Raw genomic sequence first — 19,635 nt, 5'->3', positions numbered from 1 at the left:
GTAGAACGAGTGTCTGCTCAGGCGAACACATCGAACGTTCCTGCGAGGGCACGCGTAATCGTCTCCTGACACTGAGCTGACCTTGGCAGTTCTAACGTCACATACTTCCCCCACGATGCCGTTGATGACATCATGTGTCTGCCTCTTCCTGGAAAGCCGCATATCTGAGCATTACGAAGCGGAATGGCCGCCGAACCTGGATGCGCTGGCCACAGCCCCGGCCAATCATCGCCTTCTCTTCGAGGAAGACGCAGTGCGGGTGCTGGAGGTTGCCGTCGAGCCTGGCGAGCGCGAGAACCTGCATTATGACCGCTGGCCGAGCATCATGGTCGTGCTGGCCCGGCCAAACTATCGAAACTTCGACGCGGACGGGAACGCGTTTCCTCCATCGGGCGGAACCCCGACCAATCCGTCGCTACCACGGGCTCTGCGCCTGCCCCCACAGCGGCTACACGCCATTGAGGTCGCTGCTGACGCGCCACACAGCTTCCGTGGCATTCGGATCGAGTTCAAGCGCTCGTGGTGTAGAGGTCGTTTGGGCGTCCCATAAAGCGTCCTTCCGAACTCACGTGTCCGCGAGGCAAGCCAGATCACTGCATCGGCACCGGAATCGGCAGAACACTCGATATCTTCCAGCCTCCAGGCGTTTTGACCAAGAGCTGGGTCATGAGGAAGCGGGCAGGCTGGGCCGTCTGACCAGCCGGAGCGATCATGAAGGTGATCGGGACGTAGAGTTGGGCCACTCCCGGCTGGAGCTCGAACACCTTGAGCTCGTCCGTCTTGGGATCGAGAGACCATGTGCCCTGATACAACACCTCGAACCGCTTGAGAGCGGCCTCACGGCCCCAGATCGGCGCTCCCCGAGTAATCCAGAGAAACTGGGGGCTGTCGAGCAGCATGTCGCTAACGGCCTTCAGGTCATGGGCGTTCTGAGCGGCAACGAACTTGCTGAACTGTGCCTTCACCTCATCTTCGGTTCCGGCCTGAGCCGAACCAGCGAAGATCATGAGAACTGCCGCGACCGTGGCGCGTGAACCTGTCCACATGTGAGCCTCCTCCGATGCCAGCCCACAAGGCACTTTACACCCGATCCAAGGCATCCATCAGACCATGATGGGGTACATTGGTATCATACCCAGGAGACGCCTGACTTGGATCAGTTCGGCATTCGGCAGCAAGGACCACAAAGCAGTTCCGGAAGACGATTGTCCCAGACCCTGATCGGAGTAGAATTCCCGACGATCACGTCCATCCGCCATTGGACTCTGGTCGTTCATTCCGCACAACGCGGGAGGATCCCATGCGACAGGTGTTGCTTGGCTTCGTTGGGGCGGTGGCGGCCAGTTCTGCCTGTGACGAATCCTATAGCTTTTCGGCCGTTATTCAGGGTGCATCCCAAGAGCGGACGTCCATCGAATGTGATGGACCAAAGCTCAGTAGGCGGGTGCCGACAGGCTGCATCCTGAGTGAACGGGCCATCGCGTACCCGAACCACCAAAGGGATCGGCACTCTAGCGGGGTTGCCTGTGCGGCTGGGTATTCGATTGTGTTCCACCCGAACGTCACGCTGGCCGAGTGCGTGCTGGATGCTGTGCAGCCGGAGGCGGTCAGCGATTTTACCTTCAAGGTGCCATTGGGGGATTGCAAGGGACGGGTACGCTTCGACAAGACCGGCCGGGTGGACTGCTGATCCAGGATCCGCCGCCGTTCGGCCGGATCGGTTGCTGGCATCACCGGGTCGACCCAAGCAAATAGAGCGGCGTTCCGGATTGTTCGTGTCGCGCAGGATCTCTCGGGAGCCCGCCAGCGTAAGATAGCGAGGGACCGTGACCTTTCGGGTAATGGACCCGCGCAAGCGCGTCGGACTGATCCAACGTCAGGCCGACGGGCCGACATGGAACCAGCCGGCATAGGAACCTTCGAGGATCTCGGTGTCGGGAGGAGGGATAGCCGGCAACCCGCGCCGTCGATCAGTTTTCCGGGTCGATCACCCGGGTTGGGTGTTGACGCATATGCCCAAGGATGACCTTGGCAATCCGCTCGTGGGCAACGCTCGGAAGCGCATGTCCCAACCCGGGAATCTCCACCAGCGTCGCTCCTGGGATCAGGTTGGCGAGATGACGGCCATGCGGCGGTGGGTTCAGCGGATCCTCCCTGCCCTGGATGACCAGGGCCGGGGTCCTGACCCGACGCAGTTCCTCGCCTCGCTTGGTCGGCACGGGCCTGATCCGTGCGTGAGCGGTTGACGGCACCAGCGACCCCGTATGCTCAATAGCGGCGGCTTCGATCCGGCGAAACTCGTCCGGGTCGAACGGCAGCACGTCACCGGCCAGCACACGCCATTGCTCCACCCGGCGCTGAAGCTCGTCTTCAAGCGTAGCTCCGGGCGTGAACATGCGGCCGAGTTCGGCAACCACGTCAGGCCGCGGCGTGGGCAGCGATCCGACAGGTGGCTCTCCGCGCATGGCTCGCAGATAGTTGCCGGCAAAGTCCACGTCGAGGCCGGTCGTCAGCATGAGCGTGAGCGACGACAGCCGCTCGAGATGGTCGAGAGCGAGCACCTGGCCAATCGTTCCGCCCATGGAAAGGCCCACCACGTGAGCACGCCCGACGCTGCAGGCATCCAGGATGGCCACTGCATCACGGGCAAGGTCTTCGATCCCGTAGGGATGCTCGTCGAACGGACGCCGGGTCGAGCGACCGGTATCGCGATGATCATAGCGGATGACCCGATAGCCCTTGTCCGCCAACAATGCGACGAACCCATCCGGCCACATGAAGGCGGACCCGTTGGCTCCGGCCACGAGAAGCACCACGTCTCCGCCCGGCGGGCCGATCTCCTCCAGCCAGAGCGTGACCTCCCCTGCACGGATCAGCTTGCCACGCATTCCCGTTCTCCTTCCTTCCATCCTGACGTTAGGCTCAAGGCGCGACAGCGGCATTGCGGACGAGAAAGCGCTCACGGAACGTCATCGGAACGGCCTCGCCGGAGTCCCTGTTCACCGCATGGATGTGAAGGTGCGGCTCCGTCGTGTTGCCGGAGTTGCCGACCGCACCAATGACCTGACCGAAGGACACGGCATCGCCCGTCTCAACGGCAACACTCCCCTGCTTGAGATGCGCGAGTTCCACGTCGACCATGGCGCACGCGATCATGACATGGTTGCCGGTGACGTTCTCCCGGTCCCGCTGCGGCGGCGTCAGGTCGGCAATCCCGTCCCGCGCGGCACGGACTGTGCCATCGCAGGGACTGACCACCGGCTTCCCGAAGATCTCATAGCGGTCTAGTTCGGCCGGCAGGATGCCATTGGCCCGAAACCCCAAGCGATTGATCCCTGACAGGTCCAAGGCGAAGCGCTGTGCGGCGTGGCTGTTGTGGTAGTTGATCAGCGTACTGTCTCCGCCCTGTCCGACCATGAACCAGCCGTCCCGCAGCGGAAATCCCAAGGCAATGGCCTCGCGCGAAGCAAGGGAGCCCATCGCGATGCGGGCCAGCATGACACCGAGGAAAACGAGCACGAGCGCATCGATGCCATGGCGTCGCCAGTAGGGGCGATCTCCCGGGGCTGTCATTGGCAGCCCGCGGTGGCGCTGCCAGGACACGATCGCAGCCAAGGCGAACAGCCCGCCGATCAGGAACCGGGTGTAGTACCCGAGCATGTCCCAGCGACCGACGAGCAGGATTAATAGGACAATGGCGCCCGCCGTGAGCAGCCTCATGACCCAGCCTAGGCGGCTTTTTTGGCGTGTGTGCCACAGCGAGACCGTGTAGGAGAGTGGCAGGACAAGACACACAAGCGAGAGGGCAAGGATGAGGAGAAACTGCCTGGACACGGTATCTCTCATTCAGATTGCATGACGTTCATGGGCACGGTCCGCGCCCTACCGTGGGACGCGTTATTCCCGGTCCCGCCTCGTGCGGCTTCGGCTCACGCCTGCATCCACGGCGACACCGAGCGCAATCCCCACCACGATCCAGAGCGGCAGGTTGTCCGTGGCCATCCCGACCAGCACGCCGAGCGCAATGCCGATCATGATGCCGTAACCTGTAACAGCGTCTCTCTTCATGGCCGGACGCTGCCGGGCCGGATTGACAAAATGATGGCAGACGGGAAGTACTTCGGTGCTTGGCCCATCCCATGCCCGGGGCCTATGGTGGCCCATGGCCTCTTCTCGTCTTCTCATCATCACGGGCGCGATGGCGGCCGGAAAGTCCACGATCGCTGAGAGACTGGCACGGCGGCTGGACAGGTCCGTGCATCTTCGCGGTGACGTCTTCCGCAAGATGATCGTGAACGGCGCCGCGGCCATGGGGCCGGAGCTGTCGCCGGAGGCGGCTCGGCAGCTTGCTCTGCGCCATCGACTCGCCTGCGAGGTGGCGGAGGGTTACCTGGATGCGGGGTTTTCCGTTGTCTACCAGGATATCCTGATCGGCCCAGCTCTCCAAGAAGTCGCCGATCGCCTGCATCATCGTTCCCCGGCGATCATCGTGCTGGCTCCCAAACCCGAGGTTCTCGCCCAACGGGACCAGGATCGGGCCAAGACGGGCTACGGCGAGCACTTTCCACCGTCGGTCCTGGCATCGGCGCTGGAGCGGGAGACGCCGAGGCTCGGCCTGTGGGTGGATACCTCCGACATGTCCGTGGACGAGGTGGTCGAACGCATTCTCAGCGAGTTCGGACAGGATTGAACAGCCCACATCGCAAAGGGCACCTTGGCGGCTCCCAGGTTGCGCGGGTTCATCGAGCATGCAAGACTATAAAGATACACAGTTTTGATCCGTTCTAAACTGTGAGGTCCCGTTGATGCCTAGCGACGACGGCGTTTCCTTTCCCGGGCCTGGCCCGGCAGCGTGTCTGCCTGGGGTGGCTGCTGTTCGGCAAGGGACATCGTCACGTCACGGCGGACGAACTCTATGCCGAGGCCACGACGGCCCGCATTCCGCTGTCCTCGGCCACCGTGTACAACACCCTGCGCCAGTTTACCCAAGCGGGCCTGCTGCGCGAGCTCGCCGTCGACGGGTCCAAGTCCCACTTCGACATCAACACCACCGAGCATCATCACTACTACTTCCAGAGGAGGGCAGGGTGATCGACATGCCGTCCGAAGGCCTGACGGTGACAAACCTGCCCCCGCCGCCAGCCGGCATGGAGATCGCCCAGGTCGAGGTGCTGGTGCGGTTGCGGAAGGTGAGATAGCGGCCAGCATCGGAACCTGGTTCGTTCCTCCCGCCTGATGACGGAGCCGCCACCGGTCGTCACGCGTGATCCGTGGCGTTCGCGGCCTAGCCCAATGGGGTCATTCCTCGAGCGTCGGACCCGTGCGAGAGTGCCATTCCCGCGGACTGGATCGGGATTCTGGATGAAGCGTCGTGATTTCCTGACCGTCGGGGCCGGTGCGCTTGCCGCGACGTCCTTGCCCCATGGGGCCTCGGGGCAATCCGCGGCCCGGCGACGCAAACGCACTGGGTCGGCGACTTCATGCTTGCCCGGACAGCGACGGGCTTGCAGGTTGCGCATCGGGCCGTACCGGACCGGGTCATCTGGGACACCATAGCCGAGGGCAACTTCCTCACCGCCGAGATCGCCACCGCGGACATCCGCGAGTTCGGCACGCCGGAGGGCTCGTTCGAGGTCACCGATACTGTCTCGGCCTCCTTCGGACAGTCGACCATCGAGACCATCGTGGTCGACGGCAACGCGGCGGTGGGGACGGGAAAGCTCAGCGACGGCGCCAGAACCATCATGTACAAGCTGACTTTCGAAGCGGTGTCGACCTCCCACCTGCGCTTCGTCATCACCGTGGATGCGGCAGACGTAAATCGCATCCGCCTCGTTGCCGGATCGGTGGCCGACGAACCCATCTTCGGCTTCGGCCAGCAGCTCACCTACTTCAACCAGAAGGGCTTCGTCCTGCCCATCCTGGTGCAGGAGCACGGCGTCGGGCGTGGCCAATCCGTCATCACCGAGATTATCGACCACTTGGCCAATCGTGGCGGCGGCACACCCTTCGTGACCGAAGCCCCTGTGCCCCATTACCTGACGAGCCGCCTGCGCTCATTGTTCCTGGAGAACACCGAGTACAGCACCTTCGACATGCGCCGCCCCGACCGGATCGACATCAAGGTCTGGTCGGCGGCCATGACGGGGCGCATCCTTTACGGCAGGACACCGCTCAAGCTGATCGAGGCCTTCACCGAATACTCCGGCCGCAGGCGAGTCCTGCCCGACTGGATCCATGAGGGTCTCATCCTCGGAACCCAGGGTGGCACAGAGGTGGTGCGCCACAAGATCGACACGGCGAACAAGGCCGGCATCCCGCTCGCCGGCGTCTGGCTCCAGGATTGGCCCGGCGTGCGCGTCACCGCCACCGGCCGGCAACTCTGGTGGAACTGGCAACTCGACGAGAGCTACTATCCCGGCTGGAAGCAGCTCGTGACGGACCTGGAGAGTCAGGGCGCCCGGATGCTGACCTACATCAACCCCTTCCTGTCGACGGAGGAGGGGCATAACAGCCTCTACACCGAGGCCCTCGCCAAGGGCAATCTCGTCAGGAAGGCGGACGGGACGCCGTTCCTCAACCGGAACACCACCTTCTCCGCGGCACTGGTCGACCTCAGCAACCCAGAGGCTCGCACCTGGATCAAGGGCGTGATGAAGACCGAGATGATCGAGAAGGCGGGTGCCTCCGGCTGGATGAACGATTTCGGTGAGGCGCTGCCCTTCGACGGCAAGCTCCACGATGGCGATGATCCGATGATCTGGCACAACCGCTACGCCGAGGAATGGGCCCGGGTCGCCCGAGAGGCGATCGAGGAGGCAGGCCGAGGCGACGACATCGTATTCTTCGACCGATCCGGCTTCACGCAAAGCCCAGGGGCGGCAACGCTCGTCTGGCTTGGCGACCAGATCCAGAACTGGAGCGAATACGACGGCATCAAGACCGCGGTTGTGGGCATGCTGTCTGGCGGCATATCAGGAGCCAGCCTGATCCACAGCGATACCGGCGGCTACAGCGCCTTCAAGCTTGATGTTGCTGGTCGGGAGATCCCGATCATCGCACGCACGCCAGAGCTCATGATGCGGTGGACGGAATTGAATGCCTTCACGGCCGTCCTGCGCACTCATGAGGGGCTCGTTCCAGCCATCTCGGCCCAGTTCGACTCAAGCCCTGAACTCCTGGCGCACACAGCCCGCTTCGCCAGGGTCTACAAGGGACTGGCGGCTTATCGCAAGCGCCATGTGGCGGCGGCTGCGGCGCACGGCTATCCGCTGACCCGTCACCTCTTCCTCCACTATCCCGATGACCGCAACACGTATGGCCTGCGCTACCAGTATCTGCTTGGCCCTGACCTCATGATCGCGCCGGTCGTGGACAAGGGCGCCAGATCGGTGGAGGTCTACTGGCCGGACGGTGCCGCGTGGGTTGATCTCGGGACGGGTGCCGATGCGGGCAGGGCCGGCGAATAGACTCGGGTACCCGCGCCGCTAGGCAGGCCTGCGGTGTTCCTGCGCAAGGGAGCAGAGTCGGCGAATGAAATCTTCGGCGGGCTCAGAGGTGCCAATGTTCTCAACTGACAGAGCTGATCTTTCTCAGAGTGTGGAAGGGCCGCTTCAGGCACATCCCGAAAGTAGACCGAATGTCAGCTTGAGAGAGGATCACGGGCGTTCCCGATGGTCAGGCGAGTCTCTTGATCGATCGCGTGCTGGATGGAATGCTCATTGAGAGATCTCGTCCGGAGGAGAGGCATGGAAGCCCAAGAACTTCATCGTGGCCGCCTGATTGATCATATTCAACTCGTGGTCAGAGACCTGTCGGCCAGTCGCCGGTTCTATGAGGCGGTTCTTCAGGCGCTGGGTCTTCCGCTTGGTGGCGCTGCCGAGGACTATTTCTGGTGTGACGAGCTTTTTGTGTCGTCCGCCGACAGCGAGGCCGCTCAGGGCAAGCTGACAGGCCGCCATCACCTTGCTTTCCAAGCTCGTGATCGTGCAATGGTTGAAGCCTTCTACCGGGCTGGCCTCGCAAACGGCGGGCAGGACAACGGCGCGCCGGGTGAGCGCCCATACCATCCCGGGTACTACGCCGCGTTTGTGCTCGATCCTGACGGGAACAACATCGAGGCTGTTTATCATGGTCCATCAGACCGCAGCGCTGCTTCCGTGCGAGTCACCTTCTAACGACGCTGCGACTGGACAGCAGGCTTCGGGTCTTTGGCACGTGAGCGACGTAGATCATGAGCCTGCTCGCCTGGCCTAAGCCGTCATCCACGAAGGGCAGGGGAGCTCCAGATAGCGACCCAGAGTAGACTCAAGCCGCCGTCAGTTCAGGCGCTGCCCTCGCATCATGAACTCTGTCGGTTGAGATCGATCAGCCGCCAACCTGCGTGCGTTTCACAGTACCAGATCTGTTGCGGCAATTCCGCTTCCGTCCATTCGCATCGGGAACGAGCTATGCTCGTGGCTGATCTTCCAGATGCCATCGCGACGGCGAAGCACGATCGTGCGACGGTGCCATTGGTCGAGCGAGCCAACATCCTTCTTGATCCCTCGCATTCGCGCCAGGCCGAAAACGACGGCGAGGTCTCCATCCTTAACAACCTGTGGATCTTTCAACTCAACCGTAACACCGTCCTGCCAGGTCGTGAACCATTCCGGGAGTCCCTCCACCGCAGGCGTGCCTGCACCACGATACTCAAGTGGCGGCGGGAGGTCATAGGTCACGACGTCATCGGCCAGGGCCGAGATCGCTGCCTCGGCATCGCCTCGCCCGATCGCGGTTTCCTGGTCTCGCAAGACTTGCAGGATCCGCCCCTCATCATCACTCATATCAAGCCTCCTCGTATCGCATGTCTTCCATCCTGTGCCGGGCAATCGTCGCGCATTGATCATCGATCGCCTTGCGGTAGGCCGGACGCTCGAAGCACCGGGCCTGATAGGCCACCAAGGCAGGGAAATCCTCGAGAACCTTGAGCGACGAGGCGATCTTGAGCACCGAGGACATCATCAGGCCACCAACGGTAAAGCTGTCGCCCACAAGCCACTGGCGCCCACCCAGAGCATCCTGGAGCTCTCCTAGGCGCTTCTTTGCGGCAGCCAGCACTGCCGGGCGCCGCAAGCTCTTCTCCGTCTCGTCCGACATGAAGAACTCGACCTCGGCAAGGTTCATGAGGAAAGGCTCGATGGAGTTGAGCGCCGCGATGACCCACATGATCGTCTCGGCTCGTTGGTTGGGATCACTGGGGAGCAGTTTGCCCGAACGGGTCGCCACGTCGAGCACAATGGCGCCTGACTCGAACAGCGTGGGGCGCCCGTCCTCTTCCATGATCGGCACCTGACCAAAGGGCTGGAGGGTGCGGTATTCGGCCGAAGCCAGTGTCGGCGCATCGACCAGGCGCACCTGATAGGCCCATCCCACCTCGTTCAGGATCCAGCGTCCGCGATGATCGCGGACGCTTCCGGCTGCGAAGGGTGGCACCCACTTCATGGCAGTGATTGTGATCAAGGGAATATCCTCCAGCACATTGGTCTCTCCATCGGATCAGGGGCCATCAACCTCTCGCGAAAACAGCCTCAAGCTTGTCAAGAGCGCCATTCCAGCCCTGCTCATGGCTGTCACGCGAGGCCTGATCCGGCAGGCGGGCATGAACGAAAACCAGTTCGGTCCCGTCCTCGACCGCCTGCAACGAAACCTCCACCCGGGAGGTCTCTCCCGGGTCCGAATCCCAAGTCCAACTCATTGCAAGACGATGCGGTGGATCGTACTCCTCGAAGATACCCGTGCTACCGTGCTCGGTCCCATCCTCCATCCGGAACCGAACATGGAAACGACCGCCCAGGCGAGGATCAACTTCGGCCAGGAGCACCGGCCCTTGATCAGGTCCCCACCAGAGCGCGATGGTCTCGGGATCAACAAAGGCCGCAAACACGGCTTCCGGCGGGGCCTTGATCCGGCGGATGAGGGTCAGGCTCGTCATCGGTTCTCCTGCTTCTCAACGAGGCTGGCGAGACGGTCGAGCCGCTCCGACCAGAAGGCAGAGGTACGCTCCAACCACGCTCTTGCCTCATCCATGGCTTGCGGGGCGAGCGACACCATGACGGTTCGCCCGGTCTTGTGGCGCTGGATCAGACCGGCCCTGGAGAGAACATCGAGATGCTTCATCACCGTCGGAAGGGCGATGGGCAGGGGCGCGGCAAGCTCAGAGATGGACAACTCCGGGGTTTGCGCGAGCCTTTGCAGCATGGCGCGTCGGGATGGGTCCGATAGCGCAGCGTAAGTCTGATCGAGCGACATGATGACAAAACTTCGCTAAGTGGTAAAGTGTTCCGCCGCATCATTCGCAGGAGTGATGGAAGGTCAAGAGCTGGCCTCATCAGGAAAAGGGAACACGCAATGGCCAAGAACACGATCTGCCTGTGGTACGACAAGGACGCCGAGGCTGCCGCCCACTTCTATGCCGAGACGTTTCCGGATAGCGCGGTCGGGGCCGTGCATCGTGCGCCCGGGGACTTCCCATCCGGCAAAGAGGGCGACGTGCTGGTGGTTGAGTTCACGGTTGCGGGGGTTGCCTGCATTGGCCTCAACGGAGGACATGCGTTCACGCACAACGAAGCCTTCTCATTCCAGATCGCCACGGACGACCAGGAGGAGACGGATCGATACTGGGATGCCATTGTCGGGAACGGCGGCCAAGAGAGCGAGTGCGGGTGGTGCAAGGACAGGTGGGGCGTGTCCTGGCAGATCACGCCGCGCGTGCTGACCGAGGCGATGGCGGCAGGTGGGGCAGAGGCCAAGCGCGCGTTCGATGTGATGATGACCATGAAGAAGATCGATGTGGCCGCGATCGAAGCTGCTCGGCGCGGCTGAGATCCATCGAAGATGGCAGCAAGAACGCCGCCATCTTCGGTTTGGAGAACATGAAGTTTCGTGGGACAGCTCTGACTGACGGGCAGGTAAACGTGTCGAGATGGCCTGCGTATGAAGCTGATCCACAGTTGGGTGACCCACAAATCCTTATGCTCTCCTGATTGGCTTTGACGGCGCGATGTCGGAGTGACGAGCAAGCCCTCATGGCGCCACGTCTTGCCAGTTCATTTCCATATACTCATGCGTAACCTTCATCGATTTCGAACAGAGGTGAGCCGGGTGGCCTCGTCCGCCCGAGCTGACAGTCCCCTGACCGCTACGGTGGAACGCATGTTGTGACCTCGAGCGAGCGAAAGATTGAAACGTACTCCGGTGCGGCGAGATGGGTCATCGTGCAAGCGGCATGAATTGGGAACCACCTCAATTCAACATGCTCATCGTTCCGTAGCCGTGGTTCGCCGCCTGCCCAGTTGACGATTTGTAACAGCACGAGCACGCCGCCCTGCGGCAATGGGTGGCGAGAGTGCTTGTCGTAACCAAGCGGCCGGATTCCAATCTCCTCCTCCACTTCCCGCAACAACGCGTCCTCGAACGTTTCTCCCGCTTCAACGTGGCCGCCGATGACATCCCATGTGTCGGGACAGATGGCCTTCTCGGCGCTTCGTCGGCCGAGCAGCAGCATCCCGTCGCGCACGATCAGCGCCCCGACCAGTGCCGCTCCCTGTTCATTCTTGGCGCTGGGAAGTCCTTCATGCATGGGCTAAGGCACCGCCGAGACACCGAAGAGGTACGGATGTGCGAGTACTAGAAGCCCGTAGAGGGTGACGGCGAGCAGCGGCCGCCGCCAGCCGATCTCTCTAAGCTTGAGGCGTTGGCGTCCGGTCGCGATCGCTTGAAAAGGAAGGTTGGAGGTTGCTGCGGCGAACACTGTCCAGTCGTCGCCGTGCGCCCGATGCCGCTTCGCGTCGATGCTCAGCGTGCCTGTCAACGCAAGCACGAGCAGCGCCCCGAAAAATCCCCACGCGGCGACGTTGGGAACTACGAGCATGTGGCCGACCGCAAAAAGGGCTATGCCCCAAAGGAAGGGATGCCTCGAAATCCGCAGCACACCCCGCACGATCCCGCGATCAGAGACCGCCGCACCCATCCCCGCAATGGTCGGGTTGCGAGTTGTTACGCCCGCAACAATGAGCAGGATAGCCAGGAGCTGCAGGGGAAGTTGCAAAATTACGAGGGCCGCATGTGGGGCAAATAGCACCCCGTTCCAAGGGCTGTTGCGAGCTGATAGAAATCCGAGCCACAGCCAAATCAGGCAAGCCAAGGACGCGAGCGCGAACACCCGTCGGAACGGCCTTTCGCCGATCAAACCTACGATGTGGTCACGGACAGAGCTCCCGGAGACGATCCGGTGAAGAGCGAAGAAGGTCAATGCGGCAGCAGCCAGATTCAGCATGTCACCGCATCCGCATGATCAATAAGGCGCAGCAGCCATCGTGCCAGGTTCCGGCCACAGCGCCCGAGCCATGTGGTCTAGGGTTCATGTCAGCCTCCCTGTTTGCGTACCCCCGCTGCGTGTTGGTCAAGGATCGCATTGACGGCCGCAGCAATGAGGCGATCCACCTCCTGGGGCGGAACCTCATTGGCGCCGACGTAGCGGCGGACCGCCGCGAACGGCACGTCGAGGATCGCAAAGTGCGTCGTCAGCCTTGCCGCTTTGGTATTGCTGTCGAACAGCCGGGACGTAAACTCATTCATGACGTCGCGAACCTGCTGACCGAGACGCTCTGCTTCGTCCTGCATCGGCTTGGGCCAGCCGCCGCTCATGAAGTCCTCGCGCCGATGCAGGAGCATGATGCGGGCTCCCGCGAAGTCAGCCCTCACAGTACGCGGCAACGACAGGGCTGCCTCGACTGCAGCCGTGCGAGGATCGACTTCGTCGAGAGCCCGCGCGAACGCATTCTGAAAGAAAGTTGCTTTCTGAAGCCAGAGCCGGCCGAGGAGCTCGTCTCGCGACTGGAAGCGGTGATAGAGGGATCCGCTCGGCGCACCAACCTTCGCGGCGATCTCACCCATGGTGGTCGCACCCGGCCCGCGGACGGCGACGATCTCTGAAGCCGCCTTTAAGATGGCGTCGGGCGTAAACTTGGCTGGGCGGGGCACTGCTGAATCACCTCCGCGCTCTGAGCTTCCAGGTGGGCTGAGCTAATTAGATAATAGATTCTAATATCAAAAACGGGTAACTTCAACTGGGTGGGTCGCCCGAATTCCCAGCTAGAACTCAAGGGAAGGTTCCATGCGCATCTTCCTGACCGGAGCAACCGGTGTGATTGGTCGCCGCGTGGTTCATGAGTTGAGCACGCGAGGGCACCAGGTGACGGCGGTCGGCCGCACCGCTGCCAAATATGAGGCTCTGCGGCAGGCTGGAGCTGAACCTGTCGCCGTTGACCTGTTCGATGTCGAGGGGCTGCGGCGGGCAGTGGCCGGCCACGATGCCGTGGTCAACCTGGCCACCCACATGCCGACCTCAACCACCACGATGCTGTTCCGCAGTGCTTGGCGGGAGAACGACCGGATCCGGAAGGTGGCCTCCCACATCTTGGTCGATGCGGCGCTGTCCGGTGGCGCGAGCGTGTTCGTGCAGGAGTCCTTTGCTCCGGCCTACCCGGATAGCGGTGATCGCTGGATTGACGAGACGACGCCTCTTGCCCCGGCCGCCTACAACAGGACCGTCATGGATGCCGAAGCGGCGGCTCGGCGTTTCACGGATGCTGGCGGTCGCGGTGTCGCGCTGCGCTTCTCCGCCTTCTATGGCCCGGATGCCCTGCAAGTGAGAGATCTGATCCGGTGGGTTCGCAAGAGATGGGCGCCTCTCCCGGGGAAGCCCGAGGCCTACATCTCATCGATCTCGCACGATGATGCCGCCGCAGCGGTCATTGCGGTGCTCGGGGTGCCTGCCGGTGTTTACAATGTCGTGGATGATGAGCCCGTCACACACCGGGCGTACGTGGACGCTCTGGCGGCGGCGCTCGGTGTGCCTTCCCCCAGGCTGCCTCCGACGTGGCTTGAATCCATGATGGGCTCGGTCGCACAGGCATTGAGCCGGTCGCTCCGGATCTCAAACCGCAAGCTTCGGCAGGAGAGTGGCTAGGCTCCGCGTCTGCACAGTGTCCGTGAAGGGTGGCCTGAGGTCGTCATGGCTCTGGGCGAGGAGACACGGCGTCAGAGATCGTGATTGACCAAGCCGCTGACACCAACGGCCGTTTGGATCTGANATGCCCCTTGCGCTGATCAACCTTGTCAATGCAGGCTTACCCGTCGTGGGATGACCTTTGATACCGTCCAATCTCAGCTGGGGCGCGTGGTGAGGCCGGGTGCACTATCTACATCGCAGACTTCCGTCTTACGTCTCGTTCGAGCTATCCCGGCCTCATGCTGTGGGAATGACCCGCAACACCCATCAAATACAACGTCTCGTCCACGTGCCACCTCTTAGTGACAGCTCGCTTTCGGCGGTTGAAGCGCTCAAGCAGTTCGGGCGAGTAGCGGACAACCCAGCGATGCACGGTGGCATGATCAACGCCGATGCCGCGCTCGGCCATCATCTCCTCCAAGTTTCGGAGGCTGAGATTGTAAGCGAGATACCACCGCACACAGAGCAGGATCACAGATCGATCAAAATGTCTGCCCTTGAACACGCGACCCTCCGTCCCTGAACCCGGGGAACAGTAGCTGAAACTCTGAAACAGAAAGTTTGCGACGGATCCCTTTCAGCAGGTGCTCAATGTGCCCCGTTCAACTTCTTCCCACGGCATCAAATCCGATCCTTGGGACGACTGGGAACTCAGAGCCTTAGTTCCATGACTGGCGACCTATGAGGACGGGTTATCAACCCTAGCCTGCCACTTCTCCAGAAGTCACGCCTTTCCTGGGCCATCCGATCCGGAGCCGCTCCTGGCGGAGGGAGCGTTCGCGGTGACGCCTCTGCTGGTGTCGCTACTGCTCGCTTCACCCTTTAGCTCACGCTCCGCCTGATGCCAGAACTCCGCCTCATGACCTTCAAGCCGACCGTGTTGCTCCCAAAGCTCGAAGGCGCGCTGTCTTACCCGGTCCCGTGTCTCATTAGCATGCTGTTCCATATTACAGTCCTTCCTGCGTACTCTTCCAAAAGCATGCGTTCCGAATGATGCCTTATTAATGGTGTTTACCGTATATTATCAATAATAGCTATGAGATTTTTAGGTATTATTCTGGGTTCAAGTGTGCATAATTCATCGACAATGCTTCTTGAATGGCATCGTCAGCGCCGATAGGTACTCGTTTTGCTTAAGTATTCATGTTTAATAATTACGGGTATTCGCAACGGCATCGCGGCGCCGTTCATTATTCCAGGTTCGTATCGCGGGCAGCAGCGGACGGCTTTTATCTGGCAACCTGCCTTTTCCCTAGAACGGATGAAATATGAAGCCGGCACGAATTCTCCTTACCGTTACTCTCCTCAGCATGCTCGGTGTCACGCAAGCGATGGCCGACTGCCAGATCGCCGATGCCAAACTCGAGGAAGCCATCCTGCAAAAGCCCAGGAGGGTTCTTTACCCCTGGCAAGGACAGCATCGTCGTGCCGATCCGGTCCCTCAAGGTCTCACAGGAGCGCGACAGCTTCTTCCTTCCCATGCCCGAGGCGAAGGTGAAGACCATCCCGCTCATGCCCGACCAGGACTATAAGTGGCTGTCGAATGAGGCATGGCGCACCCGGAACGACGCGCTCTTTGCGGGCCGGCCATAACAAAGGCACAGGCTTGCGCCGACGCTTCAGTGCCACGAGCGCTCGTTCGTGGCGCTCTCAGCCCTCACGGCGCAGCGCTCGGATGAGCTCAAGCAGTTTTTCAGGACGAACGGGCTTTTCGACGAAATAGGCGCCCTCTGGCAAGTCCCCGGGTGCGGGGGCCACGCGTCCGGATGCGATCACGACACCGATATCCTGTCGATCATCCCGCACTCTGCGGGCCAGCTCGAAGCCGTTGATGCTCCCGCGTGGCATCTCCACGTCCGTGACGACCACCTGGACGTCCGGAACAGCCGCTAGAATACGGAGCGCCTCGTCCGCGTGAGCAGCCTCCATGACCTTGAAACCGGCATCATCCAGCACGTCCACCAGCATCATGCGGACGAGAGCTTCGTCCTCGACAACGAGAATGAGCGCGCGAATGTCTGATTTCTTCTCAGGCATGTCGAATGGAATAGCGATCAATCCTCTTCGTTCCTAAGGGCAAGATCATAGTCGCCCGGCGCGACCCACGGCTTCAATCCGCGTCACCACCTGTTGCGCCATATGGATTGTGTTCTGCGGCCTATTGGGCCGCTTCCGGGAACGAGAGCGTCACCACGAGCCCAGCGTCATTCCGAATATCGATCTCACCCCTGATCTGCTGAACGAGCGACCGAACAAGGCCATAGCCGAGCGATCCTTCCCGCAGGCTCGACATCCCGATCCCATCGTCCTGGACGATCAGTTCAACCCATCCCGGCTGGCTGCGGCGCGCCCGGACGAGGATCGTCCCGGACCGTGGTGCCGGGAAAGCATATTTGACGGCGTTGGTGATCAGTTCGGTCAGCACGATGCCGAGCGGCACCGCCGTGTCGGCGTCCACCAGGATCGCATCCTCCATCTTCGCCTCAAGTCGGATGCGGTCGTCGTTTTCCGTGATCGGTCTTAACGCCTCGCACAGATCCGCCACGTACACGGAGACATCGACCTGTTGAGCCTTTTCCGACTTGCTCAAGAGGTCGTGCACCCGCGCCATAGCGTTGAGACGCTCCTGAGCCTCCTCGAACAGAGCCCTGACGGCCGGATCCGGCTGCCGTCGGCCCTGGATGGCGAGGAGAGACGCTGCTATGGCAAGGCTGTTCTTGGCCCGGTGGTTGACCTCGACCAGCAGCATCTCCCTCTCGGAGACCAGAGCCGACAGCCTGACGGTGGCAGCTTCCAGCTCCCGGGTTCTGGCGGCCACACGGGCTTCCAGTTCCGCGGTCAGCGCACGAAGGTCCTCTTCGGCATCGTAGCGCCGGGTGATGTCGAGGTAGGAGAGAAAGTGATTGGTGACGGTGCCCTGGCCGTCATCAATGGGACTGGCGAACAGCATCGCCCGAAACGGGGTGCCGTCCTTGCGGTACTGGAGGATTTCCAGCGTCTCGTCCCGCCCCTCCATGGTCGCCGCCTCATAATGGCGGATGGCCTCAGGGTCGGTGCCTTCGCCATTCATGAAGTGTGGGTCCTGTCCGAGCAGCTCGTCCATGCTGTAGCCCGACAGTTTGACGAAGGACTGGTTAGCAAAAACAATCGGATTGCCGGGCAGGGTGGCGTCGGTCACGAGCATGGGCATGCGGGTGCGGCGGACAGCCTCGACGAACAGGCCGCCTTGCTGCCGAACGGCTTCGATGTGACGCTCAGACACAGTTCGTTCGGCGGTGTCCACCTTGTTCTCCTGAAACTCGTTCATGACCAACCCGGTAGTATGTGAATGCAATAAGGGGACTTGAGGTGTTCAGCCGATATCCCGGCTCAGCTCACTTGCGCGCCTTTCGGGCGGCATAGCGGGCATCGCGGGCTGCCTTTTGCTCGGCTTCCAGAGCAACCTGACGCTGGGCGCTCTCCGCGCTCTCTACAGCCTCGTTGGCTTCCTGAGCAAGGCGCTGCTCCTGTTCGGCCGTTTGCTGCGCCTCGCGCTCTGCGGTCTCGCGGATCTGCTGGGCGATCTTGGCAGCCTCGCGTTCGGCCAGCCGTGCCTCACGCGCCGTGCTGACAGCCTGGCGCGCTGCTCGGCGCTCGGCAACGGCGGGATCATCCGCACCGGGCTTTGCTCGGACGCGCTCCAGCGTCGCCTTGCGGGCATTCTGCGCCGTGCTTAGCCGGTCGCCAAATCCCTTGTCTCGGAAACCATTCATGCTCTGATCTCATACTCTCGGACGGCACGCTCCGTCACACCCGATTTGATCCGGTATGAGACTTCGCCCGTCTCATCAGCCGGCATGAGGCGCACGACCTCGTAGATGCCGCTGCCGCTGGCGCGGCTGTCCGCAATCGGCGCACGGACGAGGCGCACCATCTGACGGATCTTATACCTGTGAAACATCTTGGTTCTCCAGCGTGTGACTGCGCAGCAGCAGCCCTATGAGGGCAAACAAAAAGGCCGCTCCCGGGGGGAGCGGCCTCGATGGCTCAGTGCAGACTAGCTTGCACCGAAGAGACTGGCTTTATGCCGTCTCGATGTTGTTGACGGCGATCTTGCCGGAGCGGCGGTCTTCGGCCGTGTCGAAGGCAACCTTCTGGCCCTCAACGAGGTTGCGCATGCCGGCGCGCTCCAGAGCGGTGGCGTGAACGAACACGTCCTTGCTGCCGTCGTTGGGCTGGATGAAACCGAAGCCCTTCATGTCGTTGTAGAACTTTACTGTGCCCGTAATCATGGGGGTAACCTTTCGCGGTTTTTGCAGATGCACGTGAGGGGAGAGCGCGCAGAAGCGCGGCCTCAACTCGGTTCGTCGATGTAATGGAGAGAAAGTCCGAACGTGCGCCTGGAAAGACCAAAAGCGAAACGACCCGATTGTCCGGCCAAAATCCGATAATATTTATATAGAACACTTCATGAAAAATAGCAAGTACTGGATGATGCTGCCATTTGTGTGCGACTAAATTATCGCTATCCTAGTTAAGACGTAGTTTTAGATGTGAAATGCGGGAGCGGAAAGTGCTGCAATACTGATAGGAACAGCTACGCTCAATCCAATCGATGGTGAATTGATATAAGTCCCGTTCCGCCAGAAGGACACATGACGTGGCCACGGATCGGCCTGGCACTGGAAGTGCTCCGGACCCCACCTGGGTCCGGTAGGGTGCTCACCCTTCACCACGCAAGGCGTTCAGAAGGTCCACCAACTGGGCCATCCTGTAGGGCTTCGAGATGACGATCCCTCCGGGCACAGGCTGCAACTGCTCCGCATACCCGGTCACGTACACGACTGGGAGATCCGGGAAGCGCTGGCGGTACGCTCTGGCCACTTCCCAGCCATTAGCCTCAGGCATGCGAATGTCCGTCAGCAGGGCATCGACGGCAATGCCGGTCTGCAAAAGCCGGAGGGCCTGTCCCCCACTGGCAGCTTCCATGACCTCATGACCCGCTTCCTCCAGCTCAGTCACGGCCATATCGCGGATGAAGGGATCGTCCTCAACAACCAGAATGTTCATCGCACCCACCTATGCCTGCCGCCGGTTCGGTAAGATCCTGAGGCCCGCGAGAGCATGGAGAAGGGCCGTATGTGTGGATGGCTTTTCGACCCAGACAGCGTCTGTAAACTCCTTCAGGGCTTGCTTGTCCTGCAGATGGCCCGACCAAAGCACGAAGCCCACGCCCCGCCGGGCGAGTTCCGCGGCAAGATCCCGACAGGTGCCATCCTTCAGTACGGTATCGAGCACAGCAAGATCTGGCGTTTCACGCTCAAGCCAAGCCAAAGCGGCTGCACAGGTGTCGAACGGCCCGACGACGGCGTAGCCAGCCTCCTTCAGGTCGTCCTGGAGGTTCATGGCTACAAGAGCTTCATCCTCCACGAGGAGAACAAGACAGCGGTTCTGGGGGTATTCGGACATAAGGGTAATCCTGGCGCAAATTGAAGTGTCCGGGCGGGACGACCATCGAAGCGCCAAGAGGCCAGTCCGGGAGCGTTTCCCAGACGGCGAGCCTCTCTGTAACACGCTCTACCGGAATCGCCTAAACCAGCTCT

At 61.5% G+C, this 19,635-nt stretch carries 26 protein-coding genes and 3 pseudogenes; 9 read left to right on the top strand and 20 right to left on the bottom strand.

From position 1 onward, the window contains the following. Nucleotides 1-124: 124 nt before the first annotated feature. A complete protein-coding gene (locus KHP60_RS20030) occupies nucleotides 125-550 on the top strand; it encodes a hypothetical protein (protein WP_213566068.1) in 426 nt (141 codons plus the stop codon). Between the two features lie 40 nt (nucleotides 551-590). Here KHP60_RS20030 and KHP60_RS20025 read toward each other — a convergent pair whose 3' ends face one another. After that, nucleotides 591-1,046: a nuclear transport factor 2 family protein gene (locus KHP60_RS20025; RefSeq protein WP_213566067.1), complete on the bottom strand. Its 456-nt coding sequence runs from the start codon at nucleotides 1,044-1,046 to the stop codon at nucleotides 591-593. A gap of 254 nt (nucleotides 1,047-1,300) precedes the next feature. Here KHP60_RS20025 and KHP60_RS20020 point away from each other — a divergent pair, with 254 nt between their 5' ends. Then, the gene (locus KHP60_RS20020) at nucleotides 1,301-1,690 is read left to right on the top strand and encodes a hypothetical protein (RefSeq protein WP_213566066.1); all 390 of its coding nucleotides are present in this window, start codon (nucleotides 1,301-1,303) and stop codon (nucleotides 1,688-1,690) included. Nucleotides 1,691-1,970: 280 nt separating this feature from the next. Here KHP60_RS20020 and KHP60_RS20015 read toward each other — a convergent pair whose 3' ends face one another. The 3 genes from KHP60_RS20015 to KHP60_RS20005 form a co-directional block, all read right to left on the bottom strand. Further along, entirely contained in the window at nucleotides 1,971-2,888 is a 918-nt protein-coding gene (locus KHP60_RS20015; protein WP_213566065.1) for an alpha/beta fold hydrolase, read from the bottom strand. 34 nt (nucleotides 2,889-2,922) lie between these two features. Beyond that, on the bottom strand, nucleotides 2,923-3,834 hold the full coding sequence (locus KHP60_RS25725; protein WP_213566064.1) for a M23 family metallopeptidase: 912 nt from the start codon (nucleotides 3,832-3,834) through the stop codon (nucleotides 2,923-2,925). A 63-nt stretch (nucleotides 3,835-3,897) separates the two neighbouring features. Next, nucleotides 3,898-4,068, bottom strand: a complete 171-nt coding sequence (locus tag KHP60_RS20005; protein WP_213566063.1) for a hypothetical protein — start codon at nucleotides 4,066-4,068, stop codon at nucleotides 3,898-3,900. A 94-nt stretch (nucleotides 4,069-4,162) separates the two neighbouring features. Between KHP60_RS20005 and KHP60_RS20000 the strand changes: the two genes are divergently transcribed. The 4 genes and pseudogenes from KHP60_RS20000 to KHP60_RS19985 all read left to right on the top strand — a co-directional run bounded on the left by KHP60_RS20000 (nucleotide 4,163) and on the right by KHP60_RS19985 (nucleotide 8,177). Beyond that, the gene (locus KHP60_RS20000; RefSeq protein WP_213566062.1) at nucleotides 4,163-4,690 is read left to right on the top strand and encodes an AAA family ATPase; all 528 of its coding nucleotides are present in this window, start codon (nucleotides 4,163-4,165) and stop codon (nucleotides 4,688-4,690) included. 155 nt (nucleotides 4,691-4,845) lie between these two features. Continuing rightward, nucleotides 4,846-5,198, top strand: a pseudogene (gene irr / locus KHP60_RS19995) (Fur family transcriptional regulator Irr); the annotation flags it as partial. Nucleotides 5,199-5,480: 282 nt separating this feature from the next. Further along, nucleotides 5,481-7,469 carry an alpha-glucosidase gene (locus KHP60_RS19990; protein ID WP_213566061.1) on the top strand — a complete coding sequence of 663 codons (1,989 nt, stop codon included), beginning with the start codon at nucleotides 5,481-5,483 and terminating at the stop codon, nucleotides 7,467-7,469. Nucleotides 7,470-7,748: 279 nt separating this feature from the next. Then, nucleotides 7,749-8,177, top strand: coding sequence for a VOC family protein (locus KHP60_RS19985; protein WP_213566060.1), 429 nt, complete (start codon nucleotides 7,749-7,751; stop codon nucleotides 8,175-8,177). Nucleotides 8,178-8,390: 213 nt separating this feature from the next. Here the strand turns inward: KHP60_RS19985 and KHP60_RS19980 are convergent, their stop codons facing one another. The 4 genes from KHP60_RS19980 to KHP60_RS19965 are packed head-to-tail and all read right to left on the bottom strand — an operon-like array spanning nucleotide 8,391 to nucleotide 10,290. Continuing rightward, nucleotides 8,391-8,825 carry a nuclear transport factor 2 family protein gene (locus KHP60_RS19980; protein WP_213566059.1) on the bottom strand — a complete coding sequence of 145 codons (435 nt, stop codon included), beginning with the start codon at nucleotides 8,823-8,825 and terminating at the stop codon, nucleotides 8,391-8,393. A 1-nt stretch (nucleotide 8,826) separates the two neighbouring features. Next, the gene (locus KHP60_RS19975) at nucleotides 8,827-9,501 is read right to left on the bottom strand and encodes a glutathione S-transferase family protein (protein ID WP_213566058.1); all 675 of its coding nucleotides are present in this window, start codon (nucleotides 9,499-9,501) and stop codon (nucleotides 8,827-8,829) included. 46 nt (nucleotides 9,502-9,547) lie between these two features. Then, nucleotides 9,548-9,973, bottom strand: coding sequence for an SRPBCC domain-containing protein (locus KHP60_RS19970; RefSeq protein WP_213566057.1), 426 nt, complete (start codon nucleotides 9,971-9,973; stop codon nucleotides 9,548-9,550). After that, a complete protein-coding gene (locus tag KHP60_RS19965; protein WP_213566056.1) occupies nucleotides 9,970-10,290 on the bottom strand; it encodes a helix-turn-helix transcriptional regulator in 321 nt (106 codons plus the stop codon). The genes KHP60_RS19970 and KHP60_RS19965 overlap by 4 nt, the downstream gene beginning before the upstream one ends. Before the next feature lie 99 nt (nucleotides 10,291-10,389). Here KHP60_RS19965 and KHP60_RS19960 point away from each other — a divergent pair, with 99 nt between their 5' ends. Continuing rightward, nucleotides 10,390-10,863 (top strand): VOC family protein, encoded by a 474-nt coding sequence (locus KHP60_RS19960; protein ID WP_213566055.1) that lies wholly within the window; start codon nucleotides 10,390-10,392, stop codon nucleotides 10,861-10,863. A gap of 316 nt (nucleotides 10,864-11,179) precedes the next feature. Here the strand turns inward: KHP60_RS19960 and KHP60_RS19955 are convergent, their stop codons facing one another. From KHP60_RS19955 to KHP60_RS19945, 3 genes are all read right to left on the bottom strand, one after another. Beyond that, nucleotides 11,180-11,620, bottom strand: a complete 441-nt coding sequence (locus KHP60_RS19955) for an NUDIX hydrolase (RefSeq protein WP_213566054.1) — start codon at nucleotides 11,618-11,620, stop codon at nucleotides 11,180-11,182. 3 nt (nucleotides 11,621-11,623) lie between these two features. Continuing rightward, nucleotides 11,624-12,316 carry an NnrU family protein gene (locus tag KHP60_RS19950; protein ID WP_213566053.1) on the bottom strand — a complete coding sequence of 231 codons (693 nt, stop codon included), beginning with the start codon at nucleotides 12,314-12,316 and terminating at the stop codon, nucleotides 11,624-11,626. Nucleotides 12,317-12,405: 89 nt separating this feature from the next. Continuing rightward, entirely contained in the window at nucleotides 12,406-13,023 is a 618-nt protein-coding gene (locus KHP60_RS19945) for a TetR/AcrR family transcriptional regulator (protein WP_213566052.1), read from the bottom strand. 133 nt (nucleotides 13,024-13,156) lie between these two features. On the opposite strand from KHP60_RS19945, the gene KHP60_RS19940 reads away from it, so the two are divergent. Continuing rightward, entirely contained in the window at nucleotides 13,157-14,011 is an 855-nt protein-coding gene (locus tag KHP60_RS19940; protein ID WP_213566051.1) for an NAD(P)-dependent oxidoreductase, read from the top strand. Between the two features lie 319 nt (nucleotides 14,012-14,330). Here KHP60_RS19940 and KHP60_RS19935 read toward each other — a convergent pair. Next, nucleotides 14,331-14,558, bottom strand: a pseudogene (locus KHP60_RS19935) (IS6 family transposase); the annotation flags it as partial. A gap of 219 nt (nucleotides 14,559-14,777) precedes the next feature. After that, the gene (locus KHP60_RS19930; RefSeq protein WP_213566050.1) at nucleotides 14,778-14,999 is read right to left on the bottom strand and encodes a DUF2934 domain-containing protein; all 222 of its coding nucleotides are present in this window, start codon (nucleotides 14,997-14,999) and stop codon (nucleotides 14,778-14,780) included. A 443-nt stretch (nucleotides 15,000-15,442) separates the two neighbouring features. On the opposite strand from KHP60_RS19930, the pseudogene KHP60_RS19925 reads away from it, so the two are divergent. Beyond that, nucleotides 15,443-15,646, top strand: a pseudogene (locus KHP60_RS19925) (PRC-barrel domain containing protein); the annotation flags it as partial. Between the two features lie 57 nt (nucleotides 15,647-15,703). Here KHP60_RS19925 and KHP60_RS19920 read toward each other — a convergent pair. The 7 genes from KHP60_RS19920 to KHP60_RS19890 form a co-directional block, all read right to left on the bottom strand. Continuing rightward, complete coding sequence (locus tag KHP60_RS19920) at nucleotides 15,704-16,111, bottom strand: response regulator (RefSeq protein ID WP_311925213.1); 408 nt, start codon at nucleotides 16,109-16,111, stop codon at nucleotides 15,704-15,706. Between the two features lie 100 nt (nucleotides 16,112-16,211). Then, on the bottom strand, nucleotides 16,212-17,360 hold the full coding sequence (locus KHP60_RS19915; protein WP_213566049.1) for a histidine kinase dimerization/phosphoacceptor domain -containing protein: 1,149 nt from the start codon (nucleotides 17,358-17,360) through the stop codon (nucleotides 16,212-16,214). Between the two features lie 67 nt (nucleotides 17,361-17,427). Next, nucleotides 17,428-17,805: a DUF6481 family protein gene (locus KHP60_RS19910; RefSeq protein ID WP_213566048.1), complete on the bottom strand. Its 378-nt coding sequence runs from the start codon at nucleotides 17,803-17,805 to the stop codon at nucleotides 17,428-17,430. Then, nucleotides 17,802-17,993: a hypothetical protein gene (locus KHP60_RS19905; protein ID WP_213566047.1), complete on the bottom strand. Its 192-nt coding sequence runs from the start codon at nucleotides 17,991-17,993 to the stop codon at nucleotides 17,802-17,804. Before KHP60_RS19905 ends, KHP60_RS19910 begins: the two co-directional genes overlap by 4 nt. 121 nt (nucleotides 17,994-18,114) lie before the next feature. Then, nucleotides 18,115-18,324: a cold-shock protein gene (locus KHP60_RS19900; RefSeq protein WP_036369095.1), complete on the bottom strand. Its 210-nt coding sequence runs from the start codon at nucleotides 18,322-18,324 to the stop codon at nucleotides 18,115-18,117. A gap of 430 nt (nucleotides 18,325-18,754) precedes the next feature. Then, nucleotides 18,755-19,102 (bottom strand): response regulator, encoded by a 348-nt coding sequence (locus KHP60_RS19895; protein ID WP_213566046.1) that lies wholly within the window; start codon nucleotides 19,100-19,102, stop codon nucleotides 18,755-18,757. Nucleotides 19,103-19,111: 9 nt separating this feature from the next. Beyond that, the gene (locus tag KHP60_RS19890) at nucleotides 19,112-19,501 is read right to left on the bottom strand and encodes a response regulator (protein WP_213566045.1); all 390 of its coding nucleotides are present in this window, start codon (nucleotides 19,499-19,501) and stop codon (nucleotides 19,112-19,114) included. Nucleotides 19,502-19,635: the final 134 nt, after the last annotated feature.

The organism is Microvirga sp. 3-52 (assembly GCF_018383585.1).
GTDB lineage: Bacteria > Pseudomonadota > Alphaproteobacteria > Rhizobiales > Beijerinckiaceae > Microvirga.
This window is presented reverse-complemented; position numbering and strand designations above follow the sequence as displayed.

Bases quoted from the DNA above. Each gene is read 5' to 3' on its own strand.
- KHP60_RS19910 (WP_213566048.1), bottom strand. From the start codon at position 17,805: ATGAATGGTTTCCGAGACAAGGGATTTGGCGACCGGCTAAGCACGGCG.
- KHP60_RS20000 (WP_213566062.1), top strand. From the start codon at position 4,163: ATGGCCTCTTCTCGTCTTCTCATCATCACGGGCGCGATGGCGGCCGGA.
- KHP60_RS19895 (WP_213566046.1), bottom strand. From the start codon at position 19,102: ATGAACATTCTGGTTGTTGAGGACGATCCCTTCATCCGCGATATGGCC.
- KHP60_RS20020 (WP_213566066.1), top strand. From the start codon at position 1,301: ATGCGACAGGTGTTGCTTGGCTTCGTTGGGGCGGTGGCGGCCAGTTCT.
- KHP60_RS19965 (WP_213566056.1), bottom strand. From the start codon at position 10,290: ATGTCGCTCGATCAGACTTACGCTGCGCTATCGGACCCATCCCGACGC.
- KHP60_RS19905 (WP_213566047.1), bottom strand. From the start codon at position 17,993: ATGTTTCACAGGTATAAGATCCGTCAGATGGTGCGCCTCGTCCGTGCG.
- KHP60_RS19915 (WP_213566049.1), bottom strand. From the start codon at position 17,360: ATGAACGAGTTTCAGGAGAACAAGGTGGACACCGCCGAACGAACTGTG.
- KHP60_RS19930 (WP_213566050.1), bottom strand. From the start codon at position 14,999: ATGGAACAGCATGCTAATGAGACACGGGACCGGGTAAGACAGCGCGCC.
- KHP60_RS19955 (WP_213566054.1), bottom strand. From the start codon at position 11,620: ATGCATGAAGGACTTCCCAGCGCCAAGAATGAACAGGGAGCGGCACTG.
- KHP60_RS19985 (WP_213566060.1), top strand. From the start codon at position 7,749: ATGGAAGCCCAAGAACTTCATCGTGGCCGCCTGATTGATCATATTCAA.
- KHP60_RS19980 (WP_213566059.1), bottom strand. From the start codon at position 8,825: ATGAGTGATGATGAGGGGCGGATCCTGCAAGTCTTGCGAGACCAGGAA.
- KHP60_RS20005 (WP_213566063.1), bottom strand. From the start codon at position 4,068: ATGAAGAGAGACGCTGTTACAGGTTACGGCATCATGATCGGCATTGCG.
- KHP60_RS19990 (WP_213566061.1), top strand. From the start codon at position 5,481: ATGCTTGCCCGGACAGCGACGGGCTTGCAGGTTGCGCATCGGGCCGTA.
- KHP60_RS20025 (WP_213566067.1), bottom strand. From the start codon at position 1,046: ATGTGGACAGGTTCACGCGCCACGGTCGCGGCAGTTCTCATGATCTTC.
- KHP60_RS19890 (WP_213566045.1), bottom strand. From the start codon at position 19,501: ATGTCCGAATACCCCCAGAACCGCTGTCTTGTTCTCCTCGTGGAGGAT.
- KHP60_RS19940 (WP_213566051.1), top strand. From the start codon at position 13,157: ATGCGCATCTTCCTGACCGGAGCAACCGGTGTGATTGGTCGCCGCGTG.
- KHP60_RS19960 (WP_213566055.1), top strand. From the start codon at position 10,390: ATGGCCAAGAACACGATCTGCCTGTGGTACGACAAGGACGCCGAGGCT.
- KHP60_RS20015 (WP_213566065.1), bottom strand. From the start codon at position 2,888: ATGCGTGGCAAGCTGATCCGTGCAGGGGAGGTCACGCTCTGGCTGGAG.
- KHP60_RS20030 (WP_213566068.1), top strand. From the start codon at position 125: ATGACATCATGTGTCTGCCTCTTCCTGGAAAGCCGCATATCTGAGCAT.
- KHP60_RS19950 (WP_213566053.1), bottom strand. From the start codon at position 12,316: ATGCTGAATCTGGCTGCTGCCGCATTGACCTTCTTCGCTCTTCACCGG.
- KHP60_RS19900 (WP_036369095.1), bottom strand. From the start codon at position 18,324: ATGATTACGGGCACAGTAAAGTTCTACAACGACATGAAGGGCTTCGGT.
- KHP60_RS19970 (WP_213566057.1), bottom strand. From the start codon at position 9,973: ATGACGAGCCTGACCCTCATCCGCCGGATCAAGGCCCCGCCGGAAGCC.